General features: G+C 55.8%; 14 protein-coding genes. 4 read left to right on the forward strand and 10 right to left on the reverse strand.

From position 1 onward, the window contains the following. Nucleotides 1-27: 27 nt before the first annotated feature. The 6 genes from ACS5NO_RS03760 to ACS5NO_RS03785 all read right to left on the reverse strand — a co-directional run bounded on the left by ACS5NO_RS03760 (nucleotide 28) and on the right by ACS5NO_RS03785 (nucleotide 11,126). Nucleotides 28-1,425: an MSCRAMM family protein gene (locus ACS5NO_RS03760; protein WP_439413903.1), complete on the reverse strand. Its 1,398-nt coding sequence runs from the start codon at nucleotides 1,423-1,425 to the stop codon at nucleotides 28-30. Between the two features lie 5 nt (nucleotides 1,426-1,430). Then, nucleotides 1,431-3,662, reverse strand: coding sequence for a S8 family peptidase (locus tag ACS5NO_RS03765; protein ID WP_439413904.1), 2,232 nt, complete (start codon nucleotides 3,660-3,662; stop codon nucleotides 1,431-1,433). 20 nt (nucleotides 3,663-3,682) lie between these two features. Beyond that, nucleotides 3,683-6,490 (reverse strand): virulence factor SrfC family protein, encoded by a 2,808-nt coding sequence (locus ACS5NO_RS03770; RefSeq protein WP_439413905.1) that lies wholly within the window; start codon nucleotides 6,488-6,490, stop codon nucleotides 3,683-3,685. 67 nt (nucleotides 6,491-6,557) lie between these two features. Further along, the gene (locus ACS5NO_RS03775; RefSeq protein WP_439413906.1) at nucleotides 6,558-7,433 is read right to left on the reverse strand and encodes a hypothetical protein; all 876 of its coding nucleotides are present in this window, start codon (nucleotides 7,431-7,433) and stop codon (nucleotides 6,558-6,560) included. A gap of 45 nt (nucleotides 7,434-7,478) precedes the next feature. Then, on the reverse strand, nucleotides 7,479-10,631 hold the full coding sequence (locus ACS5NO_RS03780; protein ID WP_439413907.1) for a virulence factor SrfB: 3,153 nt from the start codon (nucleotides 10,629-10,631) through the stop codon (nucleotides 7,479-7,481). Nucleotides 10,632-10,652: 21 nt separating this feature from the next. Beyond that, nucleotides 10,653-11,126, reverse strand: coding sequence for a hypothetical protein (locus tag ACS5NO_RS03785; protein WP_150879443.1), 474 nt, complete (start codon nucleotides 11,124-11,126; stop codon nucleotides 10,653-10,655). A gap of 279 nt (nucleotides 11,127-11,405) precedes the next feature. Between ACS5NO_RS03785 and ACS5NO_RS03790 the strand changes: the two genes are divergently transcribed. Both ACS5NO_RS03790 and ACS5NO_RS03795 read left to right on the forward strand, forming a co-directional pair. After that, nucleotides 11,406-12,188: a hypothetical protein gene (locus tag ACS5NO_RS03790; RefSeq protein ID WP_439413908.1), complete on the forward strand. Its 783-nt coding sequence runs from the start codon at nucleotides 11,406-11,408 to the stop codon at nucleotides 12,186-12,188. Between the two features lie 67 nt (nucleotides 12,189-12,255). Further along, nucleotides 12,256-13,152: a hypothetical protein gene (locus tag ACS5NO_RS03795; protein ID WP_439413909.1), complete on the forward strand. Its 897-nt coding sequence runs from the start codon at nucleotides 12,256-12,258 to the stop codon at nucleotides 13,150-13,152. A gap of 27 nt (nucleotides 13,153-13,179) precedes the next feature. Here ACS5NO_RS03795 and ACS5NO_RS03800 read toward each other — a convergent pair whose 3' ends face one another. The 4 genes from ACS5NO_RS03800 to ACS5NO_RS03815 all read right to left on the reverse strand — a co-directional run bounded on the left by ACS5NO_RS03800 (nucleotide 13,180) and on the right by ACS5NO_RS03815 (nucleotide 16,941). Beyond that, complete coding sequence (locus ACS5NO_RS03800) at nucleotides 13,180-14,667, reverse strand: C1 family peptidase (protein WP_439413910.1); 1,488 nt, start codon at nucleotides 14,665-14,667, stop codon at nucleotides 13,180-13,182. Nucleotides 14,668-14,749: 82 nt separating this feature from the next. Then, nucleotides 14,750-15,589, reverse strand: a complete 840-nt coding sequence (locus ACS5NO_RS03805; RefSeq protein WP_439413911.1) for a tetratricopeptide repeat protein — start codon at nucleotides 15,587-15,589, stop codon at nucleotides 14,750-14,752. Next, the gene (locus ACS5NO_RS03810) at nucleotides 15,577-16,242 is read right to left on the reverse strand and encodes an RNA polymerase sigma factor (RefSeq protein ID WP_439413912.1); all 666 of its coding nucleotides are present in this window, start codon (nucleotides 16,240-16,242) and stop codon (nucleotides 15,577-15,579) included. Before ACS5NO_RS03810 ends, ACS5NO_RS03805 begins: the two co-directional genes overlap by 13 nt. A gap of 90 nt (nucleotides 16,243-16,332) precedes the next feature. Further along, on the reverse strand, nucleotides 16,333-16,941 hold the full coding sequence (locus ACS5NO_RS03815) for a hypothetical protein (protein WP_439413913.1): 609 nt from the start codon (nucleotides 16,939-16,941) through the stop codon (nucleotides 16,333-16,335). A gap of 99 nt (nucleotides 16,942-17,040) precedes the next feature. Here ACS5NO_RS03815 and ACS5NO_RS03820 point away from each other — a divergent pair, with 99 nt between their 5' ends. Together ACS5NO_RS03820 and ACS5NO_RS03825 are read left to right on the forward strand one after the other, a co-directional pair. Beyond that, nucleotides 17,041-17,697 carry a LuxR C-terminal-related transcriptional regulator gene (locus ACS5NO_RS03820; RefSeq protein WP_439413914.1) on the forward strand — a complete coding sequence of 219 codons (657 nt, stop codon included), beginning with the start codon at nucleotides 17,041-17,043 and terminating at the stop codon, nucleotides 17,695-17,697. A gap of 111 nt (nucleotides 17,698-17,808) precedes the next feature. Beyond that, complete coding sequence (locus ACS5NO_RS03825) at nucleotides 17,809-19,272, forward strand: hypothetical protein (protein WP_439413915.1); 1,464 nt, start codon at nucleotides 17,809-17,811, stop codon at nucleotides 19,270-19,272. Nucleotides 19,273-19,282: the final 10 nt, after the last annotated feature.

Genomic DNA, 19,282 nt, shown 5'->3' on the forward strand with positions numbered 1-19,282 from the left:
TATCACGGCCGGGTGTTTTTTGAGCGGTCAGAGGTGAAACCGGTCCACAAAAACACGCTCGCCCTCTTTGGATGTCTCCCGTTGCAGGACGTACTGCTGGTTGCCGTGCTGAACCGTGATTTCGAACGGAACGACCTGCCCTTTCGGCGAACGGCGTTTATAAAACGAAACCTCGATGGTGTAATACCCGGCGTGTGCTTTCTCCCAATAGGCGTTTTCCTGCGGTTCGGTCGTGGCCGAATCGTCATCGGCGTTGGCGTCCAGATCCAGAATTCCGAGGTGGTCTTTGAAATTCACTTCCCGTTGCTGGTAATTGAGCAGGTTGCCGCCGGGGTCAGAAACGAACAGATCCAGGTCGTCGGTCGAAAACCAGCGGAGATTGACGCTGAATGCCCCGCGACGACCCCGAAGCCCGGATGGATTCAGTTCCACAACGTGGGTTGGGTCCCCGGCCGCCAGTTCCAGGCGCTCGTCGGCAAAATCCGGATGGGTCACATAGACCACTGCCTTTTCCCCGGCCAACAGCAAAACCGGGTCGAAGGAAACGAGGCCGGTTTCCGAACTGATCTGGGTGAGGTCGGAATTGGCGGTCGTTAGCCGCACGGTGGCACCGTTGACCGGTTCTTTCGTAGCAAGATCGATGAGCTGGAGCGGGAAGGCGTGTTCTTCAAGTCGCGGGTGCAACGTTAAGGTGGTGATGAGGGGGTAAAAACCGTCAAATATGAGGTCAGCAACGGTTTTTTCGCTGGTCAGCGTGGCGGTTGCCACGGCATAGGAGTCGGCTGCGGCCTCCACCTGAAATACCAGTGGATCGATGGGGATGATCTGCAGGAAACTGACGTTACCGTCGGTGCTGGTCGTCAGTTTATACGTCTGTTCGCCGTGGTGCAGGGATACCGTCGCGTTGGCAACGGGCTTCTGGTCAGCGGCTTGTACCACTTTGGCGTTGAGCATCATCCGGGGCGCAACGGCCTGCTGCGTCAGCTTGCGAACCAGACCACGGGCGGGGTTGAAATCACTGCTCAGAAAGCCCCACAGGATTAAAACCGGGCGTTTGCCAATCAGATACAGGTTTTTAACCTGCGGAATTTCAAGGCAGTCGGCCAGCATCCGGTGCAGGTCGTCCGCGTCGTGGTAGCGCTGAATCTGGTCATACGCCAGATCGGTATAATACCGCAAAACCGCCCGGGATTTGGCCTGCCATTCGGGCGACAGTTCCTGATACGGCTGAATGGTGCCGGGCAGATCGCTAAACCAGCGAATCTGACCGGGTTCGATAACGGGCTCGGCAAAAACCGCATGGCCGCTGCCCACCGTCAGCAACTCCCGGAGGGTCTGATACCGTTTGACGCCTTCGCCAACGTTCGATCCGAAGACGGGGCGCAGGCCGGCGGTGGGGGTAATCGCAATCAGTTGCCGGGGCATAGGCGTTAGGGCTGGCGTTTGAGTTTGGCAATTTCCCGTTTCAGACTGTCGAGCGTCGCGGCACAGGCATCCTTCGGTTCCAGCCGACAGGCTTCCAGGGCTTTGTGTAACTGAATGAGCGGTCCGATGTGTTTGCCGCTCCCGCCCAGGTGCGGATTGCCGGTTTTTACCAGAATAGCCCGGATTCGATCGGGGCTCAGGTCCGGACGCAGGGAACACATGAGCGCCACGCCACCGGCCACAATCGGGGTGGCCATGCTCGTGCCGCTCATGTAGTCGTAGCCTCCACCCGGCACCGCGTTGTAAATCTGCACCCCGGGTGCCGACACGGTCGACAGCGGGCCGTAATTGCTGAACGATGCGCGTTCGACCTTGCCTGCCTGATTGGGTGGGCCATCCGCCGACACATTGATCGTGTACGGCGTATCGTTCATTGGATCGAAACCGGCCGGAATATTTTCGTTGCCGGTTGCTTTCACGATGACGACGCCATTGCGCGAAGCCTCGCCGAAAAGGGTTTCGAACAACTGACGTTCGGTTTGGTAGGCCGGGCTTTGCTGGTAACTCGTCAGCAGGGCGTTTTGCCGGGCTTCGGGCATAGCCGCCAGTTTGGCCGCTGCGGCAGCCGGAATGCTGCGGCCCAGCGATAAACTGATGACGCGGGCACCATTTTTAATGGCATATTGAAGGCCAAAAACAATCGCTAGCGTACTCGGTTTGTCGGTACCTACCTGAACGGCCATGACCCGGCAGTTGGGGGCAATCCCGGAAGTGCCCGCGGCATTGCCCGCCCGCCCGGCTACTGTGGCTGCGACGTGCGTTCCGTGTCGGCCACCCATGGGGCTGTCGGTGTTGATCTTTCCCGACTCGGCGGTCATGTTGCGGGCTTGCACGATCTGGTTCTGGAGCTCGGGGTGGCCTGTATCGAAACCGCCATCCAGCACGGCCACCGTCACCTGATCGGAGCCACGGGTGATGTTCCAGGCTTCAAAAGCACCAATGGCTTCGAAATACCAGTTTTTTGTCCGGTTCGCCAGATCCGGATCGTTGGGGAGGCTGCTCGACTGGAACAGACTTTCGTCGAAAACCAGGTACACTTCCGGCATTTTCTGTAGCCGGTCGCGCCAGACATCCCGCTGATCGGTCGGAATCTGGACTTGCAGGGCGTTCAGGGTGGTATCGAAGGCCACGATCTGCAATTCGTTGTCGGTATAACTGGCTTTCACTTTGTTGACAAACGCGACCAGATTGACCTCCTTTTTCAAAAAGACGTTCAACCGGTTGCCAATGATCGGGCGTTGCAGGGAGTCTTTCGGGTTGGTAATAATCTGGGCCGAGTCGACGGGCGCGACAATCCCCTGCGGGCGATCCGGCAAGTGGGGGCTGAGGGTTCGTCCCGACTCGGGCATCTCGCCCGCCCCGGTTTCGACGCCCGGTACGCCCACCCCAACGGGCCGACCCCACTGCGCGGGCCAGAACCAGTATAACAACCCCAGCAGGAGCAACAACAGGAGCAGCCCCAGCAGCCAGCCGATGCACCCACAACCCACCGGACCATCGGTTTGTCGGCGCCACCAGAACCAGCGCGGCCACCGCCAGTCCCACCACCACCGCCGGGTTTTCACGGTGTCCGCCACTGACTGAACCGAAACCGGGGGCGGGGTCGGATTGGAGGGCGGCACCGGATTCGTGGACGTTGCCAGCGGCACGCCCGGCGGCACGGCTGGCGGTTCGGGAATCTGGTGTTTGAGGTACTGATTGACCCGAAACCGTTCCTGGCGGCTGCGATCGGATTCAAATCCCCACAGCACCAAAACCGCCTGATCGCCGTTGGTCAGCACGCATTCCGGCCCCGGTATTTCGATGGCGAGCCGCAGCAGGGTGCCCAGTTGCTGGTTTTCCGTCTGCGAAGTCCGTTCGAGTTCATCGGCCAGTTGGCGGATGGCGGAGAGCTGGGCATCCAGCAACTGGCTGACGCGGGCGCGATCCGGGGGAATGAGGTTGGGTAAGGGCGTTCCCTGCCGAAAACTATCGGAAAACCAGCGGGCTTCGGTGCGCGTCTGTTCGTAGGGCGGTGGAATGAGCGGCTCGGCCAGAAGCTGCGCGTAGCTTTCGCCCAGGCGGTTGCGGAGCAGATCCCGAAGCTGGTTGTAGCGCGTGTAAACCGGTTGCGCTAACCAGATAACCGGCCGGTAAGCGGAGAGCGACGTACTGAAGATGGGGTAGTGGGCGGGCATGAGAATAACGGGCTAACCGATTACTGGCACTGATAACCAAGGTCTTTAATGATTGTGTCGAGCAGGCCATTCACCCGGGCTTTTTCGGGGTCGGTGAGGTTGGCTTCGCGCAAAACGTTGTATTCAAACGACTTGTCGAAACCGTTGAACCACTGGCTGTAGAAGACCCGCGACGGATCGTCCACCGTGGTTGTCAACTGGTTTTTCGCCGGCACGTCGGCCAACGGATTGCCGTAAATGGGAGCCACCACGTTGGGCGCCGACTGGTAGACGGCCTTGTTGCTGAGCTTGTCGTCGGCACTCACCCGCGACCAGCCCAGCGTATTGACGAAGTCGTTGATGGCGGCCCGGCCCAGCGTCAGAACCACTTCCAGGTTATCGGATTGGTGAATGTAGGGGCTAACGTCTTCGGCAACCCGGACTTTCAGGCTGTCGCGTTCCATGCTCCGCTCCATTTCATCGACCAGAATCGTTACCTCGTTTTCGGCCAGACCAAACTGCCCCTGAAACTGCCGGTCGCTGCGCAGTTGCTTGAGCTGCGTTACCCATTGCCCCAGTAGACTTTCGGCATATCGGGTGGCCAAAACCGAGCCCGGTGCTGGTTTGGGAGCGGGTTCCTCACTAACGGATCCTACATTCAGAATACCATCCACAAAAATACCAAGGTCGGCGGAGTCTGCCGAAGCATTGGTGACTGCGCTGGTCGATTCGGCCTGTTTCAGAAACAGATCGGGTTGGCTCATCACCTGGCGAACCAGCTCGCGGTCCCACAGGCTGTTTTCTTTGCCGTTTACAAATTGCTCGGCGACGGTGAAGGACGCCAGGAAGCGGCCAAACTTTTTCTCTTTGATCAACCGTCCGACCGGTTTGCGAAGCTGATCCCGGCGTTCGCGGGCGCGGATGAGTTTCTCTTCCACCGATCCGCCCTCGTAATGGTGGCACAAAGCTTCCCCCACTTCCTGCCGCACCCGATTCAGGGCTTCCCGGATTTGTTCCTGTTTGATGGCCGGATGACAGGCCGGTAACAGGTATTTCAGCAGGTAATCAATTCCGTTCCGGCCCGGCTGCGTGGCTTCATACCAGGCCGTCATCGGATCGTGAAAGTGCCGATTGGTGTGTTCATTGTTTACAAACGAGCGTTCCATGTCGGCAAAGGCCGGGGTGTAGCGTTCGTTGTAGGTTTCGACGCCGTCGGTGATCTGGTAGGAGACTTTGCAATACCGGGGGTCGCGAATCATGAACGTGTTTTTGAAACTGTCGTTCGGGCCGTTCCAGCTTCGCGTCCATTTGTCGGTCGAAACCTTGTCGAATTCCTTGTCGAAAAACCGCTCCAGCCGTTTTTCCCAGATGTGGTCATAGAGGTCCGTGCGGCCGGTCCGGGTGGGGTCGCATTCGTCGATCTCGACGTTGATCTTGGTCAGCACCAGAAAGAACGGATTGATCCGGTCGACGCCAGCGCGGGCATCCAGCGGTACCAGGTTGTTCAGCACGCGTTCGCGTTTTTCGCGCTCCTCCGCCGAGCGGCCCACATTCATGCCAATCCACTGGCTGATCATGCTGTTGATGTTGAGCGTGCCTTTCACCTCCGACTGCATGTTGTGCATGCAGAAAAGCAGGCTGCTGATCCCGAACGAATCGTTGTAGGCATTGAAGAGGTAAAAGACTTTTCCGCGCAGAAACGGGTCCATTTTCTTGGAAACGTCGGTTTCCTGCTGAAAAACGTTTTCCGGTGAGCCTTCCATGCTCCGCGCACCCGGAAAATCGAGGATGTCGGCGTGTTGCAGAAACCGGCGGCTGGGGTGATTTTCGAGGGCTTTGGGCAGGGGCAACACCAGCTCGGAGGTCAGCCCGGTCAGAATGCTCCGGGTGAGCGGAATCCGCTTTTTGTCGCGGGTGACCACCGTTACGGTGTTGAGCTGACTGTCGGCCTGGTTCATTTCATACAGCCGCATGACGTCGACAATCGTCTGCTTCTGGGGCGCTACGGCTTCCAGACCAACCCATACTTCCGACTCAAATCCCAGTTCGATCAGCCCCTGACTCAGTTTGTTGAACAAGTTGGTCATGAACTCGTCTTCGTGCCAGAGCGGGGCGAAAATGGCCCAGCGGTCGCCGGGCCGTACATAGGGCGCAATCGCGGCCACTTTCTCCCAGTAATTGTATCGGCGCAAGGTGCCGATGAGGTCCATGCCCTGAAAATATTTCGATAGATAATCCCGCAAATCCAGGATGTCGTCTTCCGTCATGCCCGGCTGAATCGTGGCCTGTCGTTGCCGTTCCAGGCGGTTTTGCAGTTGATCCAGTTGCTCGAACGTGAGCTTTTCGGGGTATTTCGAATTGATGATGTTGTACTGATACCCAATGGCCATGGTTTTCACGATGTCCGACTGATTCAGCAGCCGCAGCAAATAACCGCCCTCGTTGTTCTGGTGGTAGGTCGTAAAACGCGTCACCACGCCAGTGGCCTCGGTGCCGCCCCCCACGGGGTTGATGTCGTCGATGAAGCTGATCGGGCCATCGTGTCCTGTAATTTGCCGGACGGTTTCGGCTGGTATTCCTGCCGATTCGATCTGCAACAGATTGTGGCCGGGAATGCGGGCCAGATTGGAAACCAGGTACGATTTTCCAACCTGACTGATGCCAAACAGGGCGAGTGCCGGACGCATTTTGGCCGCCTGTTCGAGCCGTTTGGCGCGTCGGCGCAGCTTGCCCAGTTCATCGAGCGTACTCAACCGTTTTTCGGGTTCTTCGTATAAACTCAGCCATTCGGTGCCGCGCCGAATGCTCTCCTGTAATTGCAGACTTTCCTGAGATAGAGTAGGAAACATAGTGAATGGGTTTCGGGATGTTTTCGAATATTTATGCCTGAACACCCGTTCAGGTTATCAAAAATCTTTATTCGGTAACGATGTCTGCGTAAATCACCACGGTTCGTGATTGCCGCCGAATGACGGCAAACGACCGGCCTTCGCGGACGGTATTTCCTCCCAGACCCTGCACGTTGTGAAGGGCCGGGTCTACCTGCCGGGTTTCTTCGGGCGACACAAAAACGAAATCCTCAAAGTGGTTCGACGCCCATTGGGCCACCTTGTCCAGCAGGGCGCGACGCTGGGGAATATACAGGCCCGTTAAGGCACTCAGCAAATCGGTCAGCGCCTGGTGGTATTGCCGAACCGCATCCTGTGGCGATTCGTTCGGGCTCGTTTCCAACGCCCGCAAGGCCGTCCATCCGCCCACAAAAGCCGCCAGGAAGCTGTTGAGGTCGGGCGTGGGCGACTCCGTGGCTTCGATGAGCAGGTTCCGGATGCCGGCTTCGGCGGGAGTACTGAAAAATAACCGCACAAACTCAGCCGCTGGTAGCATGGCCGCCCGCTCTTTCCGGAGTCGAAACACCTCGATTTCGGCCTGCTCGCGACCGGTTTCGGCGGTTTGCTTCTGCTCCAGGGCCAGCGTCAGTGCCTGCTGCTGTTCCAGTTGCTCCCAGCGCAAATTCTCGATCTGCTGCTGCAACGGTCGGCTGATCGTGAGCGGTAAATCCCTGGCCCGGCTACCCACGGTTTCCAGATCGTCGGACGACAGAATGGTTTGCAACCCCCGGCGGAGCCAGTCACCGTCAGTGCTGTCTTCATCGGCGTAGGGAAGGGCCAGATTGGGGTTTTGCCGCAGACGCGCAATCACCTCCGGACCCAGCAGGTCGCGGAGGTGATTGACGAACGAATCAAGCGGAGTGGGCAATGGATCGGGTGGCGTAAAGTCGGATTGAGCGTGCATACGGATTGAAAGAGCCAATCAAATCATGGAAAAACAGCCTGATTGTCAGTTCAGATAAGGGTCCAGGTAGAAATTTCCGGTATCGAGCCAGTAGCCGTGCGGATCGGTCAGTGTGCAAACCGTCAGCTTCAGCGCCGGAATGTCGCGGCCCGTTTGCGGGTCCATCACCGTCAGGTTGTTGCGCAGGATCAACCCTTCCTTGTCGCGCAGGTTCGGGCGACCAATCCGGACTTTGAGCGGCAGTTTGGGCATGAGCAGCGTTCTGGCCCGTTCGCTGTCGAACTCGATTTTGTACAAAGGCGTGGCAATCCACTGATCACTCGCCATTTGGCGCATCCCCAGGAACGTATCTTTGGCACCGGTCAGCTCGATTTCGTCGATGGATTCGATGGGTGAATCATCGGGAACGGCCAGCACATGCTCGTTTTTGATGCGGGGCGGCTGGCCGTCCGTCAGCAACCCAATGTAGTCGGCGGTGGAGGTCATGCGGGCTGCCAGCAGACGTGTGTCGAGCCGGAAACCGTTCAGATGGCCCAGTTCCGACAGCAGGGCGATGGCGGCCCCGACCGAAACGCAGGTTTTGGGATCCTTGATGGTGTATTCGTGCGGATCGCTGAAGGGATACCAGAATTTTTCGCTGGTGGCGACCCGGATGCGGTTCATCGGCACAATCCGGTCGGGCGAAACCGGCATGTTTTCCAGAAAGAGATCCAGCACCACCGGCAACGTCGAGGGGCGGCCCGACAGCAGGACGTAATCGCACTGGTACTGGGAAATGATGCCGCACAAATCGCGGAGCATGGTTCCGATGACGTTGCGGATGGCTTTCTGGTTGATTTCCTCCGGCGACACTTCCCAGCTCATCAGCCGGATGTCGAAACCGGTGGCCCCTTCGCGCCGGAACCCTTCGTTTACATACTGCAACACGCTTGGAATCGGGGCTTCGTGTTCCTGAAAAAACTCATCGAAAGCCACCTGACGGGTTTGATCGGGATGGGCAGTAATCTGTCCCAGCATGCCCTGCGCAATAACCGTAGCCACCTGGTTGGCAAAATGTTTCTTGAGCGTGCGTTTGTGGTCGGTATCGGTGCTCTGGAACGGGCCGAAGAGCGAATACAAAACCTGCCCCGCGCGGCCACAACCCAGTCGGCGGGCTTCGCGGGCGATTTGCGGCAACACACACTCTTCAATGAGTTTCTTGATGATGTGGTCGCCGGCCAGGTTGAATCCTTCCCAGAAAACCGGGTTCTGGTAGAGGCTGGTGACCGCGCCCGGTTCATATTCATAGTGACCAATCATCAGGTCGGTCGTTCCCCCGCCAATGTCGACGCTGGCAATCATCAGCGATTTGCGGGATGGGTCGAGGTCGTCGGTGCGCCGACGGCCCATGGTCTCAAAAAACCGGGGGGCATTTTCCGGCCCAAACCGGTGAACGATCTCGTTGTACATAAAGACCAACTGGCTGCAGGTGGCTTCATCGTAGCCCCAGGAGGTGCGCAGCCGAACGGGGTCGTGGTTTTCCCGCAGGTCTTTCAGGTTTTTCGGAATGCGGCTTTCAACCGGATCATTTTCAGCCAGTTTGCTGTAGTCGGGAATGATTTCGAGGTCGGGCGAAATCAGTTTATACTTGTCCCCGTAGTAGTCACGAAGGGCCTGAAGGGCGTCGGCGGCACACTCGCGCAGCTTGACCCGTTCGGTTTTTGGCATGGCCGTCGGGCAGGTCAGCACGATCCGGCGCAACCGCCGGGGCACCCCCGCTTCGCCCCGTTCGTTGCGGAACTCGTAGCTGTTGATGTAACTCAGCGTCTGGAGCAGGATTTCGGTCAGCGCAAAGGTCATCAGCGCGCTGCGGGCGTAGAGCGGATTCTGGCCACTTCGGTAGATCAGTCCCGGGCCGTTTGCGCTGGCCAGTTTGTTGGCCTTATCGACCAGCATACCGTCGCTCGTAAAGAGGTTGGCGAGGGGAAGGCTCGACGCCGAATTCTGCATCAGCTCGGTGTGTTCGGAAAAATAACCCCAGGGTTTTTCGCGCTTTTTGGCGTCCCACAAATACCGTTTGGGGCTGGAAAAGGTCATTTCATACTGGTCGTTGACGGCCTGGTTGTCGCCGAAAATGACCCCGTATCGCGTGGCTTCCGTTCCTACCCGAACCATGCTGGGCCAGCGGAACAGGAAGTCGTCGGTCAGCCCTTCTTTTTTGCCAAAAGACGCTTCCATAAACGCCAGCTTCATCTCGAACGGTTTGTTGCTGGTGTGGGTCGGATTGCGGAGTTCCCGGATTTTCAGGCGTTTAGCGTCCGTCAGGGCGAGTTCGGCATCGCGCTCGCGGGCACTGCTCTCCAAAACCAGTCCGCAGGTGCGCGAATTGCCGACGTCGAGCACCAGGTTGACGTCGATGCTCCGGCCCAGGGCGTCCTGTTGCAGCGTTACGACGGGCCAGCTATTGGTCTGCTCGATCATTTTCAGGAGCGTCATATACAGACCCAGGTGCAGCAGGTGGTGGGGTTCGCTGGTAAGCTGGCGCGGAATCCGGCTTTTGCGCTTCGTGATCACTTCTTCCAGCCAGTCGTTGACGCGCTTCTGCGACAGAAAAAAACCGTTGGTGTCTTCGTGGGTAGCACACTTGAAGCGGGTGTTGCCGCCTTCCGGATCGCTGGAATCCGGCACGACGTAATACGTGTGGTTAAGCCGCGGGTCATACTTGTCGTCGCAGTGCGTATCGAAGGCCAGCACCAGTTTGTGGGTATACGGGCTGCCCTCGGCTTTTTCCTGCGAGCTGATCCGGCCGAGGTACATGCGCGCCCAGGACTGCGGACCGGGCATCAGTTTACCGGCGTCGTAGTGATCGGTGCGGAAATAGGGCAGGGGGAGCCAGACGCCCTCCAGAACATCGAGCGCATAGCGACCTTGAAGATTGATCAGGTGATCTTCCCGGATGTAGTTCAGGTTTTCGGGCCTGATTTTGCTTTCGTCGATGGAGCGGTCGGGGCGGAAGGCTTCGGCGTTGATGTCCAGACGACTGATGTACTTTCCGTTTTCGAGCATATACGGGATGATCAGATACACCCGGTCGTTGTCGGGGTCTTCCTGTTCGGCATACTCAAACCGCAGTTTGGGGGCCGCGCTCGTATCACCGAGGTTCAGGGGGATATCTATAAACTGGATGCCGGAGTTGGCGATCAGGGAAACCATGTTCATGAGTGGTAGGAAAAAGACCGGTTAAACGGTTTTGTAAATGATCTCGAAGGTTGTACCGGCACACTGGCGGCAGACGACCGCATCCAGCCGGTTCGGGGTATGGCAGTTGTTACATTTTTTGTAGTCGGGTGGGGGAGGAGGGGGCGTTCCGTTTAGGCGTTTCAGCCGGATGTATTGCTGATTGGGCTGCCAGCCGTCGAGGCTGAGCCACTGGCCGTTCTGCTCGATGGTGCAGACATCGCCACTGATGAGCGGAGCCGCACTACCCGGTTTTTTCAACGGAATGCCCACTTTTTGCGGAACGGATTGCAGGTTGGTGAAATCGGCCTCGTACGGAGAACCGTCCAGGTGGATTCGGACGGATTTGCTGGCACTGCCGGCCAATTGGTTGATAATTTCTTCCTGAACCAAATCAAATTGCTGGTTTACGGGCGGAAAGGTTAGGGTTACTTTTTTTGGGTTTTGGGTTGGTTGCTCCCAGATAACTTGTGGCATAAATGGATTCCGTTTTAAGTCAACGTTCTTGGAAAAGGATGGAATTTATCAGGGATAATCAGCCGGGGTAAATCAATTTTTAAAACTGCTAAAATTGGGTGGTTACATCTTCATTCGCAATACCATATTCCATGATTCTTTCTAAGGGGATTCATGATTTTACAAATGGATCATCAACCTTTTAGACATATTGTGTAATATTGACGCGTCGGCTCCTGGGATTTGCTAATTTATGCCGCTTATCTACGAAGGTTATCATCTTATTCCGAAAATATTTCTATGCAGCCACCGTCTACCCCACCTCAGAAATATAACCCCTATTATTTGCCCGTACCGGAAGGCTGTGGAAAACGAACGGATTGCCCGTATAAGTCGATGCCGGAATATTTGCAGCCTTCGGATTTCAAAAATGAAATTCTGAGCAGCTTTGACGATCACTACTGTTCGCTTTGCAAAAGCCAGTTGAAGCTGGTGCCACCACCACCTCCTCCGCCAAGACCGCGCGTTGAAGAAACCACTAAAAAAGATCCGGATTTGCGACCTTGGTATCGTAAATACCGGTGGGCTATTCTGGCAGCCCTGCTGCTCCTGATTGCGGGACTTGTGTATTGGTTTTGGTTCCGAAAGTCTCCTTCTCCTGCTCCGGTAAAGAAGAAAGAAGTGTGTCAACGGGGGGACGTTGTTGCGGGAAGGGATACGTGTGTAAATGAGGTCAGGTATCAAGTTGTCTGCGATGGAAAAGGAGGGTACGATAAAGGCAAAAAGATTGGCAGTTGTGGACCGGTTGTCGTCTTTCCGGCTGCCGGAAAAATTATAGGTACTGATTGCAGGGGTAAAACATTACATAATAAAGTAACCGACGGCAAAGGAGGGTATAATTTGGTGCCTGCACGAGACAATAGCATAACCTGTTTCGAGCCGGATGTTCCACACGTGGTAAAGCGTGGTGGAAGATGTCAAATTGAAATATATCATAATGGAATGCTCAAATCGCAAACTTCTGTCCCTGTCGAAAGGCAATCAGAATGTGCCAATGCCCCCAAAGCACCCAAATTACGATGATTGTAAAGCGAGCAGATAACCTTTCATGGTCTTAGGACATCGATGGATGTATAAATCTCTGACACCCATGAAATCGATTCTCTATGCATTACTGATTCTGACGTTGCCGACTACGGTCTGGGCGCAATTGCCTGCCGGGTTTGTCCGCCATACGAGCTACATCTATACTGGAAACTCGAAAAAGCCCCTGACGACCAGTTTTGTGGTGGAAAAAGACGAATACGTCTACATCGAAGTCTCCGGCGATGTGGATCTGGGGCCGTTCACGGGGGCTGCCGACGCGACCGGAAAACCGACGCTGGCGGCACTCCGGTTTAACAAATATAAGGACTACTACCACGGTGCGCTGGTGTGCCGGATTGGTGATTGGGCTATGCCTTGTGAAGAAATGTTCCGGATTGTCGACGGTTGGGCCAATCCCAGGGCTAATGCGGGCATTCAGTGGCTGGTCGATACCCAGCGGATGGTTCATACGCGCGGAATAAGTTACATTCCGGGCGCTTATTTTTTGTCGCCTGCTACCGGACCATTAACGTTCGATCTGAACGACACCGATCCGGATAACAACACGGGCTCGTTCTTAATCACCATTTATGCCTTAAAAAAGAACATCCATTACAACCGGAATGCCTTTAACTACTGCCCGGTCAAAATGCCGGCTGAATCAGAAACCGTTGAATGGAAGCAAGAACTAACGGGATCGTCGTACCACCATCCCGATACGTTTCGGGGAACAGGAAAGTACCGGGGCTGTCAGTGTGCCTACTTCGAGGATAATGCCCATACGCTGGACAACCATACCCCCAGACAAGGAACTTTTGATTTTGGCTACTACATTTCCGTCGACAAGGCTACGGCGGATCATCTCCACGTCGTTCTGGATATGTTGCCGCACGAATTGTATGGAAAACGGTTTCCTGCTGAATTCTACCGGCCCATGCCGAATGCAAATCTAACCCGCTGATTCACCTGAAAACCGATTGATCGTTTCTCAGCGGTGATCGATGAGCACCACCACCGGCACGATGCTGCCGGTGGCCTGGCCCTCGACCTGGAATGCGATCCGGTTCGGTTCATAGCGGATTTTGGTGAAATCGATCAGGCTCTCCGCGCTTAGGGTTTTCTGAAGCCGGTCGAGCAACCGCCCCCCCTGCGCACTCCGCAGCGTTCGGTTCATGCGGCCGCTGTCGACGGGCCGGTTTGCGAACAGCAACAAAAAATAATCCGTCCCGGTGTTGTTATCCAGCTCAATGGTGTTGGTGGGTGGGTAAGCCACGGTGGTGTTGGCGCCGAGCAACGGACTGTAATCCACCAGCTTCCCGTCCGGCCGTTTTTCGCTGTACGGAAAAAGCCGGGTCAAATCGGAATTGGGTCGTTCGTCGGTACCGAAGGCAAACAGGTAAGCCTGCCGGTCGTTGTTGATCAGAAACTTGAATTCGTCGCCCGACACATTGGGTTTGTTCATGCGGTAGACCAGCATCCCGGCGGTTTTCGAAGCGGCTTCGTCGATGTGAAGCCCCATTTCGCCCATTCCCTTCTGCTCAAACTGCACAGCCGCCTTGAAGCCGCCAATCTGGTAGGTCGCCAGTTGCTGCATCGGCGGGTAGAGTTGCACACCGTAGCGGGTGAACGTCGCCAGATCGGCGTACCGAATCCAGCAGAATCCCTGTTTGCCCCAGCCCGGCCCCCGGCTGTTGACGATCCGGAACGCTCCGCCAAACTGCTCATCGTCGTAGCCCAGAATGCACAGCGCGTGGCCCATGCCCGACTGGCCTTTGGTTTGCAACTGCTTCTGTTTGTTCGCCAGCAACGTCAGATCCTCCTGACCGGGTTGCCAGACCTCCTGATTCAACTGGTCGAAAGAGGGCGTCATCAGAATGCTGACTACCACCGGAAGTCCCTCCGCCAGCACATTTTTCAGCTTGGACACTTTTTCACTGACGGGATCGTCCAGCCGCAGAAACCGCTGCGATTCGGCCACGCGGTAGCGCATCGCCAATGTTCTGAATTTTCGTGTATCGGCCTGACTGCAAGCAGGATAGCCTAAATAGCTGAACGGGATGATGCCCTTGTGCTGAATGACGTTCGTCGCTGAATCGATCCGCAATCCATTCTGACAATACGGATCGTTCCTGAGTTTGGCTTCTTCGTAGAGATAGGTCGGCGAAAAGGCCAGCTTGTTGATTTCCACCCGATTGGTGGTATTGAGCCGCCGGGCTTCCATGATGGTGCGGAGGTAGTAGCCCAAAGCAAAGGCCAGACAGGTACCGTGTTTTCCCTGGTCGAGGGGTTGGGGGCAATAGGCTTCGTAGGATACCCGCGCCGGGAGTTGCTGTAGCCCAAACTTCCGGATAACCGGCGGTTTGGCCGGAATCCGGAGGTAGCTGTCATCGTCCATAATGAGTCCGTAATTAAACGCATCCTGAGCAAAGAGGGGGAGGGTTAGCAGGAGGCAGAACAGAAAAGTGAGCCGTTTCATGGACAGAAGGGGTTATCGGAAACCAATGGGCAGCGCCAGCAGGCTGATCAGCCAAAGGAACCTTTTCATGGTAGGGAACGGGTTATTCGTTTAAACGGCTGCGTAGTTTTCGGGCTTCTTCCTGATACGGGTGTCCATCCGTTCTGGCAATGCGGGTCAGGATCGACCGGGCTTCCCGGCGCTGCCGGTTGTGTAAATACGCCAGACTGAGATACCACTCTGCGCAGGCCCGCCAGTGGCCGGGATAGCCTTCCAACACGGTTTTCTGCAAAATCGGGATGGCCTCGCGGAGTTGCCGTTGCTGCAGCAGCCGGGCACCCTGCCAAACGGCCAGCGAGTCCTGCGCCACGGCGGCTGAGTCGGCCGTACCGGCGGCATCGGTTTCATCGGGCGGTTCGATGGGCAGCGGGGCGGCTTTGGGCGTGGGTTTGAAAAGGGCGTCGGCCAGCAGCAGACCCGGATCTGCGGGGGGGGCGGGCGTCGGCGGTGGGGGCAGTGACCGAACCGTGTCGGCGGGTTGGGGTTGCGAACCGGTAGTGTCTTTTTGGGCAATCGGCGTTTCCGGGCCGTCCAAACCGTCGGTTTTGTAGAGTCGCCAGAACAGCCCAAGGGTCAGCAGCACCGTGGCTGCGGCCAGCCAGACGGCGGGGCGTTGCCAGAGCGGGCGGACGGTCACCTCGGCGGGTTGGGCGGTTTTTTCCGTGGCCAGTTCCTCCTTTGCTTTGGCGTAGAAGGCCGCGGCTTCCTGCTCGAAAGACAGGAGCCTCATGCCCCGCCGGACCCGCTGCTGGACTTGCAGTTCCCGTTGCAGGGCTTCATTCTGGCGGAGTTGTTCTTCAAAGGCGGTTTTTTCGCCGGGCGTCATCTGGTCGGACAGATAAGCCGCGATATCGTCGTGCTGTTGATCCGTCAGTTCTTCCATGATTGACAATCGGAAAGGTATTGTTTGAACAGTCCGACGAATCTTTTTTTGGCGCGGTGATGGAGTAATTTTCCGTGCCCATCTGCTTTTTCTTCCATTAGTTCAAAATCTTTCAATTTCATTCCGTTTACGTAATGCTCCCACATTAGTTTTTGCTGAACGGGCGTTAGTTTTTCATAGGCTTTGCGGGCGGCAATCCGCATGCAATCGTCTTCTTCGGCAGCCTCATCCGTGGCGGGTTCGGGCCCTAGGGGCCGGTCATCAAACTCCCGGAAGAGCGAATCCCAATCGACTCTGAGGGACATTTCTTTTTTTTGTTTTTTCCACCACCCCCGCCATTTATTAATACAGATCCGACCGACATAACTGATGGGTTTATAGCCCCGGCAAATAAACTTTCCGGAATAAATATCGTCCATAAACTGGACCAGCGTATCCTGAATCAAATCCTGAATGTCGTCTTCACTGGTGCCGAATTTCTGGGCATAGTTAAAGAAAAACTTATACAAACGTTTCGTCAGACACATCCAGGCCGTTTCGTTGCGCGGATCTTCATGAACCAGGGCCTGGCAAAACAGATCGGGATTATTTTCAAGGTGAAGGCAGGGGTCAGTAGGAGCAGAGGAGGAAGATTTCTGTAGAAATTTAAACATACATACAAACGGGTCAGATGGAGTCCAAGTAGCAGTTAAAACTACTAAAATCTCTCCATCTGACCATTTGTAGTTAATTAAATTTTCAGATCAGGCACTTTGGCGGTACGGTGCCGGACGAAGGCTTATGGTGTCGCGCGAGACATGCCGGCGCATTTCCGGCACGGTGAAATTGAGGAAGTCGAACCACATTTCTTCGCGGTTGGCGTAGTATTCCCAAATCCGCTGCACCTGACCCGCCAGTTCCACCTCGCCCTCGAACAGCGGGTGTTTGACCACCTGCATCTGAAAGTCCCGGATCTGGGCGTGAACGGTTCCGCCGACGATAAAGGGCTGGTTGGTGGCGTAGGCATCGGCCAGCATGAACAGATACACCTGCCAGCGCCCGAGCCGCCCGAGGGCTTTGACGTCCATCCAGATGGCACCAATTTCGGCCACGTCTTCCTCCCGAATTTGGCTGTCTTCCAGTATCTGGGCTTTAATTTCGGCCGGCAGCACATCAAAATACCGATGCGGTGGGCGGGCGTTGACAAAATAGCCGGCCGTCCATTCGCCGGGTTGATCGCTATCCTGAAAGACCCGCACGGTGGTGTGTTTCAGGAATTCTGGGTCAACGCTAATGCCCTGACTGCGTTGACGGTACGTTTCGATAAACCGGTAAAGATCCGTTGTGCTTTGAAGCAAAAATGTCTGTAACATGATCGCAGATGGTTTGATTTTTCATCCATCTATTGCGGTTATGACAAGAAGTTATCATCTCGTTTGACTAATTTTGACGGTCTACTATTCCTCCTTATCGTGAAAGGCAAAATCAAAGTGCTGCTCCTCGACGACCATAAAGTGGTGATCGACGGTCTGCTGAGTTTACTCCGTGACGACCCGCAAATTGAAATCGAAGAGGTGTTTACCAATGGCGAGGAGGCCCTGCAGTTTTTTAAAAATGGAACGGGCAAAGAACCGCTGGTCGATGTGGTCGTGGCCGATTTGCGCATGCGCCGGGGAATCAGCGGGCTGGAATTTGTGGTGCAGCTACGCTCCGTGTCGCCCCGAACCCGGGTTATTATTCTGAGCATGTCCGAAGACTCGAAAGACATTCATGCCGCCATTCGGCTGGGCGTATCCGGGTATTTGTTTAAAAGCCAGGACGTCGATCTGGTTCGGAAAGCCATTTATGAGGTGATTCGAGACGACCGGCCTTACATGAGCCAGGAAGTATTGCGAACGTTTGTCGATTCGCAGGAAGAAAAACAACCCGAGCAAATCCGCCAGCTCACGGCCCGGGAAATTGAAGTGCTGCGGCTGATCGCCCAGGAGTTTACCACCGCCGAAATTGCCGACAAACTGAACATCAGCGAAGCGACCGTGGATACGCACCGCCGGAATATGATCCAGAAACTGAAAGTAAAGAGCATTGTCGGACTGGCCAACTTTGCCATTCGGAACGGACTGGTGTAGAAACCGGGTGGCGAAAATCTTTTTTTTTGCCTGATAACCTTCCCCCTGAGCGGGTCATAGATGGGTGTTCCCGGACCAAACCGGGCGTTCCAACCCAACATCTCCAGCTCTATGAACATCTCTGGTACATTTTTTCGCTTGCCGGTTGCTGTCCGCCGATTCGTGTTCGGCCCGCTGACCCTGGCCGGTTTTCTGGTTCTGATGACCGGTGCCTGTAAAAAAGAAACGGACCCCGCTCCGGTTTCCAATTCGCCCATCACGCTGTTCACTTCCCCGAGTAACCCGCTCGTGGCTCGCATCGACAACAAAGCCGACGGGATTCTGGAACTGTACGGCACGAAAAATGCCGCCGGGGTAACCCAGCAACTCACCATGCTGGTTCACCAGATGGACCCCAGTTCGAAGGATGCGACGTATTTGCTGCTCGATGAGCAATCGAGGCTGAAAACCATTCTGGGGCAGGATGGCTCTAAAATCGCGCTGAAATGGCAGACGGAAAGCCGGGCGACGGTAACCTACATTTCGGCCGATGGGGAGAATCAGGTGAATACCGAAATCGATCTGGATGAGGAAATCACCGGAGGGCGGCTGGCGGCCCCGGCGATCAATCCGGTTTTTCGGGCAGGCAGCGGTACTTCGGTTCGCAACAACCAGCCGCTGCGACTCCGGCAGGAGTTTGCCAACGACGCCGTTTCTATTCCGTCGGGTGCGCGAAAAGCCGCCGGACAGCAGGAAGTTACCATCAACCTGACCAATTGTGGAGGCTTACCGTCCGATGCTGAATATGTATCGGTCATCATGTATAAAAGCCCGGCCAGTAAAAGCAATCGGGTTGGCGAATTTAAGGCCCATCGGGTGACCAAAGGGATGTATAGCGTGATTCTACCGACGGACGTGAGTGCCGAGGTGAATCTGTCGAATCAGGATATTTGCAAAGGCGTCGGTAAGGTTTTCGACAAGATTTTGTGCAATAAAGTGACCAAAGTGCTGCGGAAAGTGGGCTCTAAAGCACCGAAGGCTACGCCCTGGACGCTGATTGGCGGTTTTATACTGGATAAGGGATTGGGGAAACTGTGTGAGATCACTACGCCGGAGGGCGAACTCTGCAAAGCCAATTTTGAAGATGAAAAGAAGAACTACTGGATCGGTAATGTGCTCTTTATTGCCAAAGCCGTACCGACTTCCGGGGGTGAACCCAGGTATTCCAGACTCACCGATCCGATCGATGGAAAAGCATCGTACCCGGATTTGTCCGTCGAACTGGGCGCCGAACTGAAGGTGCAGCCGCTGGCACTCTCGCCCGACCGGCCCGTGGCCCAACAGTCGTATGTGGCGCGTGCGTCCATCCATTGCGTTCCGGTCAATTCCCGGGTGTCGCTCCGTGTGGTAGGAACCGATTCGTATACGGATGAAGTATCAACGGTGGTTTATTCGCTGGATGCCAACGGGGCTTTCAATTTCAGTCTGACCATACCGGGTGCCAAAACGTCCGGTATCCAGGACGAAATCAAGTTGACCGTGACACTTCCCGATGGAAAGGTGATCACCAAAACGGCCTCACTGATTTTTGGGTAAAAAGCTGAAA

The sequence above is a fragment of the Larkinella fluvii genome (assembly GCF_051857545.1).
In the GTDB taxonomy this organism is placed as follows: Bacteria; Bacteroidota; Bacteroidia; order Cytophagales; family Spirosomataceae; genus Larkinella.

Coding starts and splice junctions, on each gene's coding strand:
- ACS5NO_RS03825 (WP_439413915.1), top strand. CDS start 17,809: ATGAACATCTCTGGTACATTTTTTCGCTTGCCGGTTGCTGTCCGCCGA.
- ACS5NO_RS03805 (WP_439413911.1), bottom strand. CDS start 15,589: ATGGAAGAACTGACGGATCAACAGCACGACGATATCGCGGCTTATCTG.
- ACS5NO_RS03815 (WP_439413913.1), bottom strand. CDS start 16,941: ATGTTACAGACATTTTTGCTTCAAAGCACAACGGATCTTTACCGGTTT.
- ACS5NO_RS03760 (WP_439413903.1), bottom strand. CDS start 1,425: ATGCCCCGGCAACTGATTGCGATTACCCCCACCGCCGGCCTGCGCCCC.
- ACS5NO_RS03775 (WP_439413906.1), bottom strand. CDS start 7,433: ATGCACGCTCAATCCGACTTTACGCCACCCGATCCATTGCCCACTCCG.
- ACS5NO_RS03795 (WP_439413909.1), top strand. CDS start 12,256: ATGAAATCGATTCTCTATGCATTACTGATTCTGACGTTGCCGACTACG.
- ACS5NO_RS03765 (WP_439413904.1), bottom strand. CDS start 3,662: ATGCCCGCCCACTACCCCATCTTCAGTACGTCGCTCTCCGCTTACCGG.
- ACS5NO_RS03810 (WP_439413912.1), bottom strand. CDS start 16,242: ATGTTTAAATTTCTACAGAAATCTTCCTCCTCTGCTCCTACTGACCCC.
- ACS5NO_RS03780 (WP_439413907.1), bottom strand. CDS start 10,631: ATGAACATGGTTTCCCTGATCGCCAACTCCGGCATCCAGTTTATAGAT.
- ACS5NO_RS03790 (WP_439413908.1), top strand. CDS start 11,406: ATGCAGCCACCGTCTACCCCACCTCAGAAATATAACCCCTATTATTTG.
- ACS5NO_RS03785 (WP_150879443.1), bottom strand. CDS start 11,126: ATGCCACAAGTTATCTGGGAGCAACCAACCCAAAACCCAAAAAAAGTA.
- ACS5NO_RS03800 (WP_439413910.1), bottom strand. CDS start 14,667: ATGAAACGGCTCACTTTTCTGTTCTGCCTCCTGCTAACCCTCCCCCTC.
- ACS5NO_RS03770 (WP_439413905.1), bottom strand. CDS start 6,490: ATGTTTCCTACTCTATCTCAGGAAAGTCTGCAATTACAGGAGAGCATT.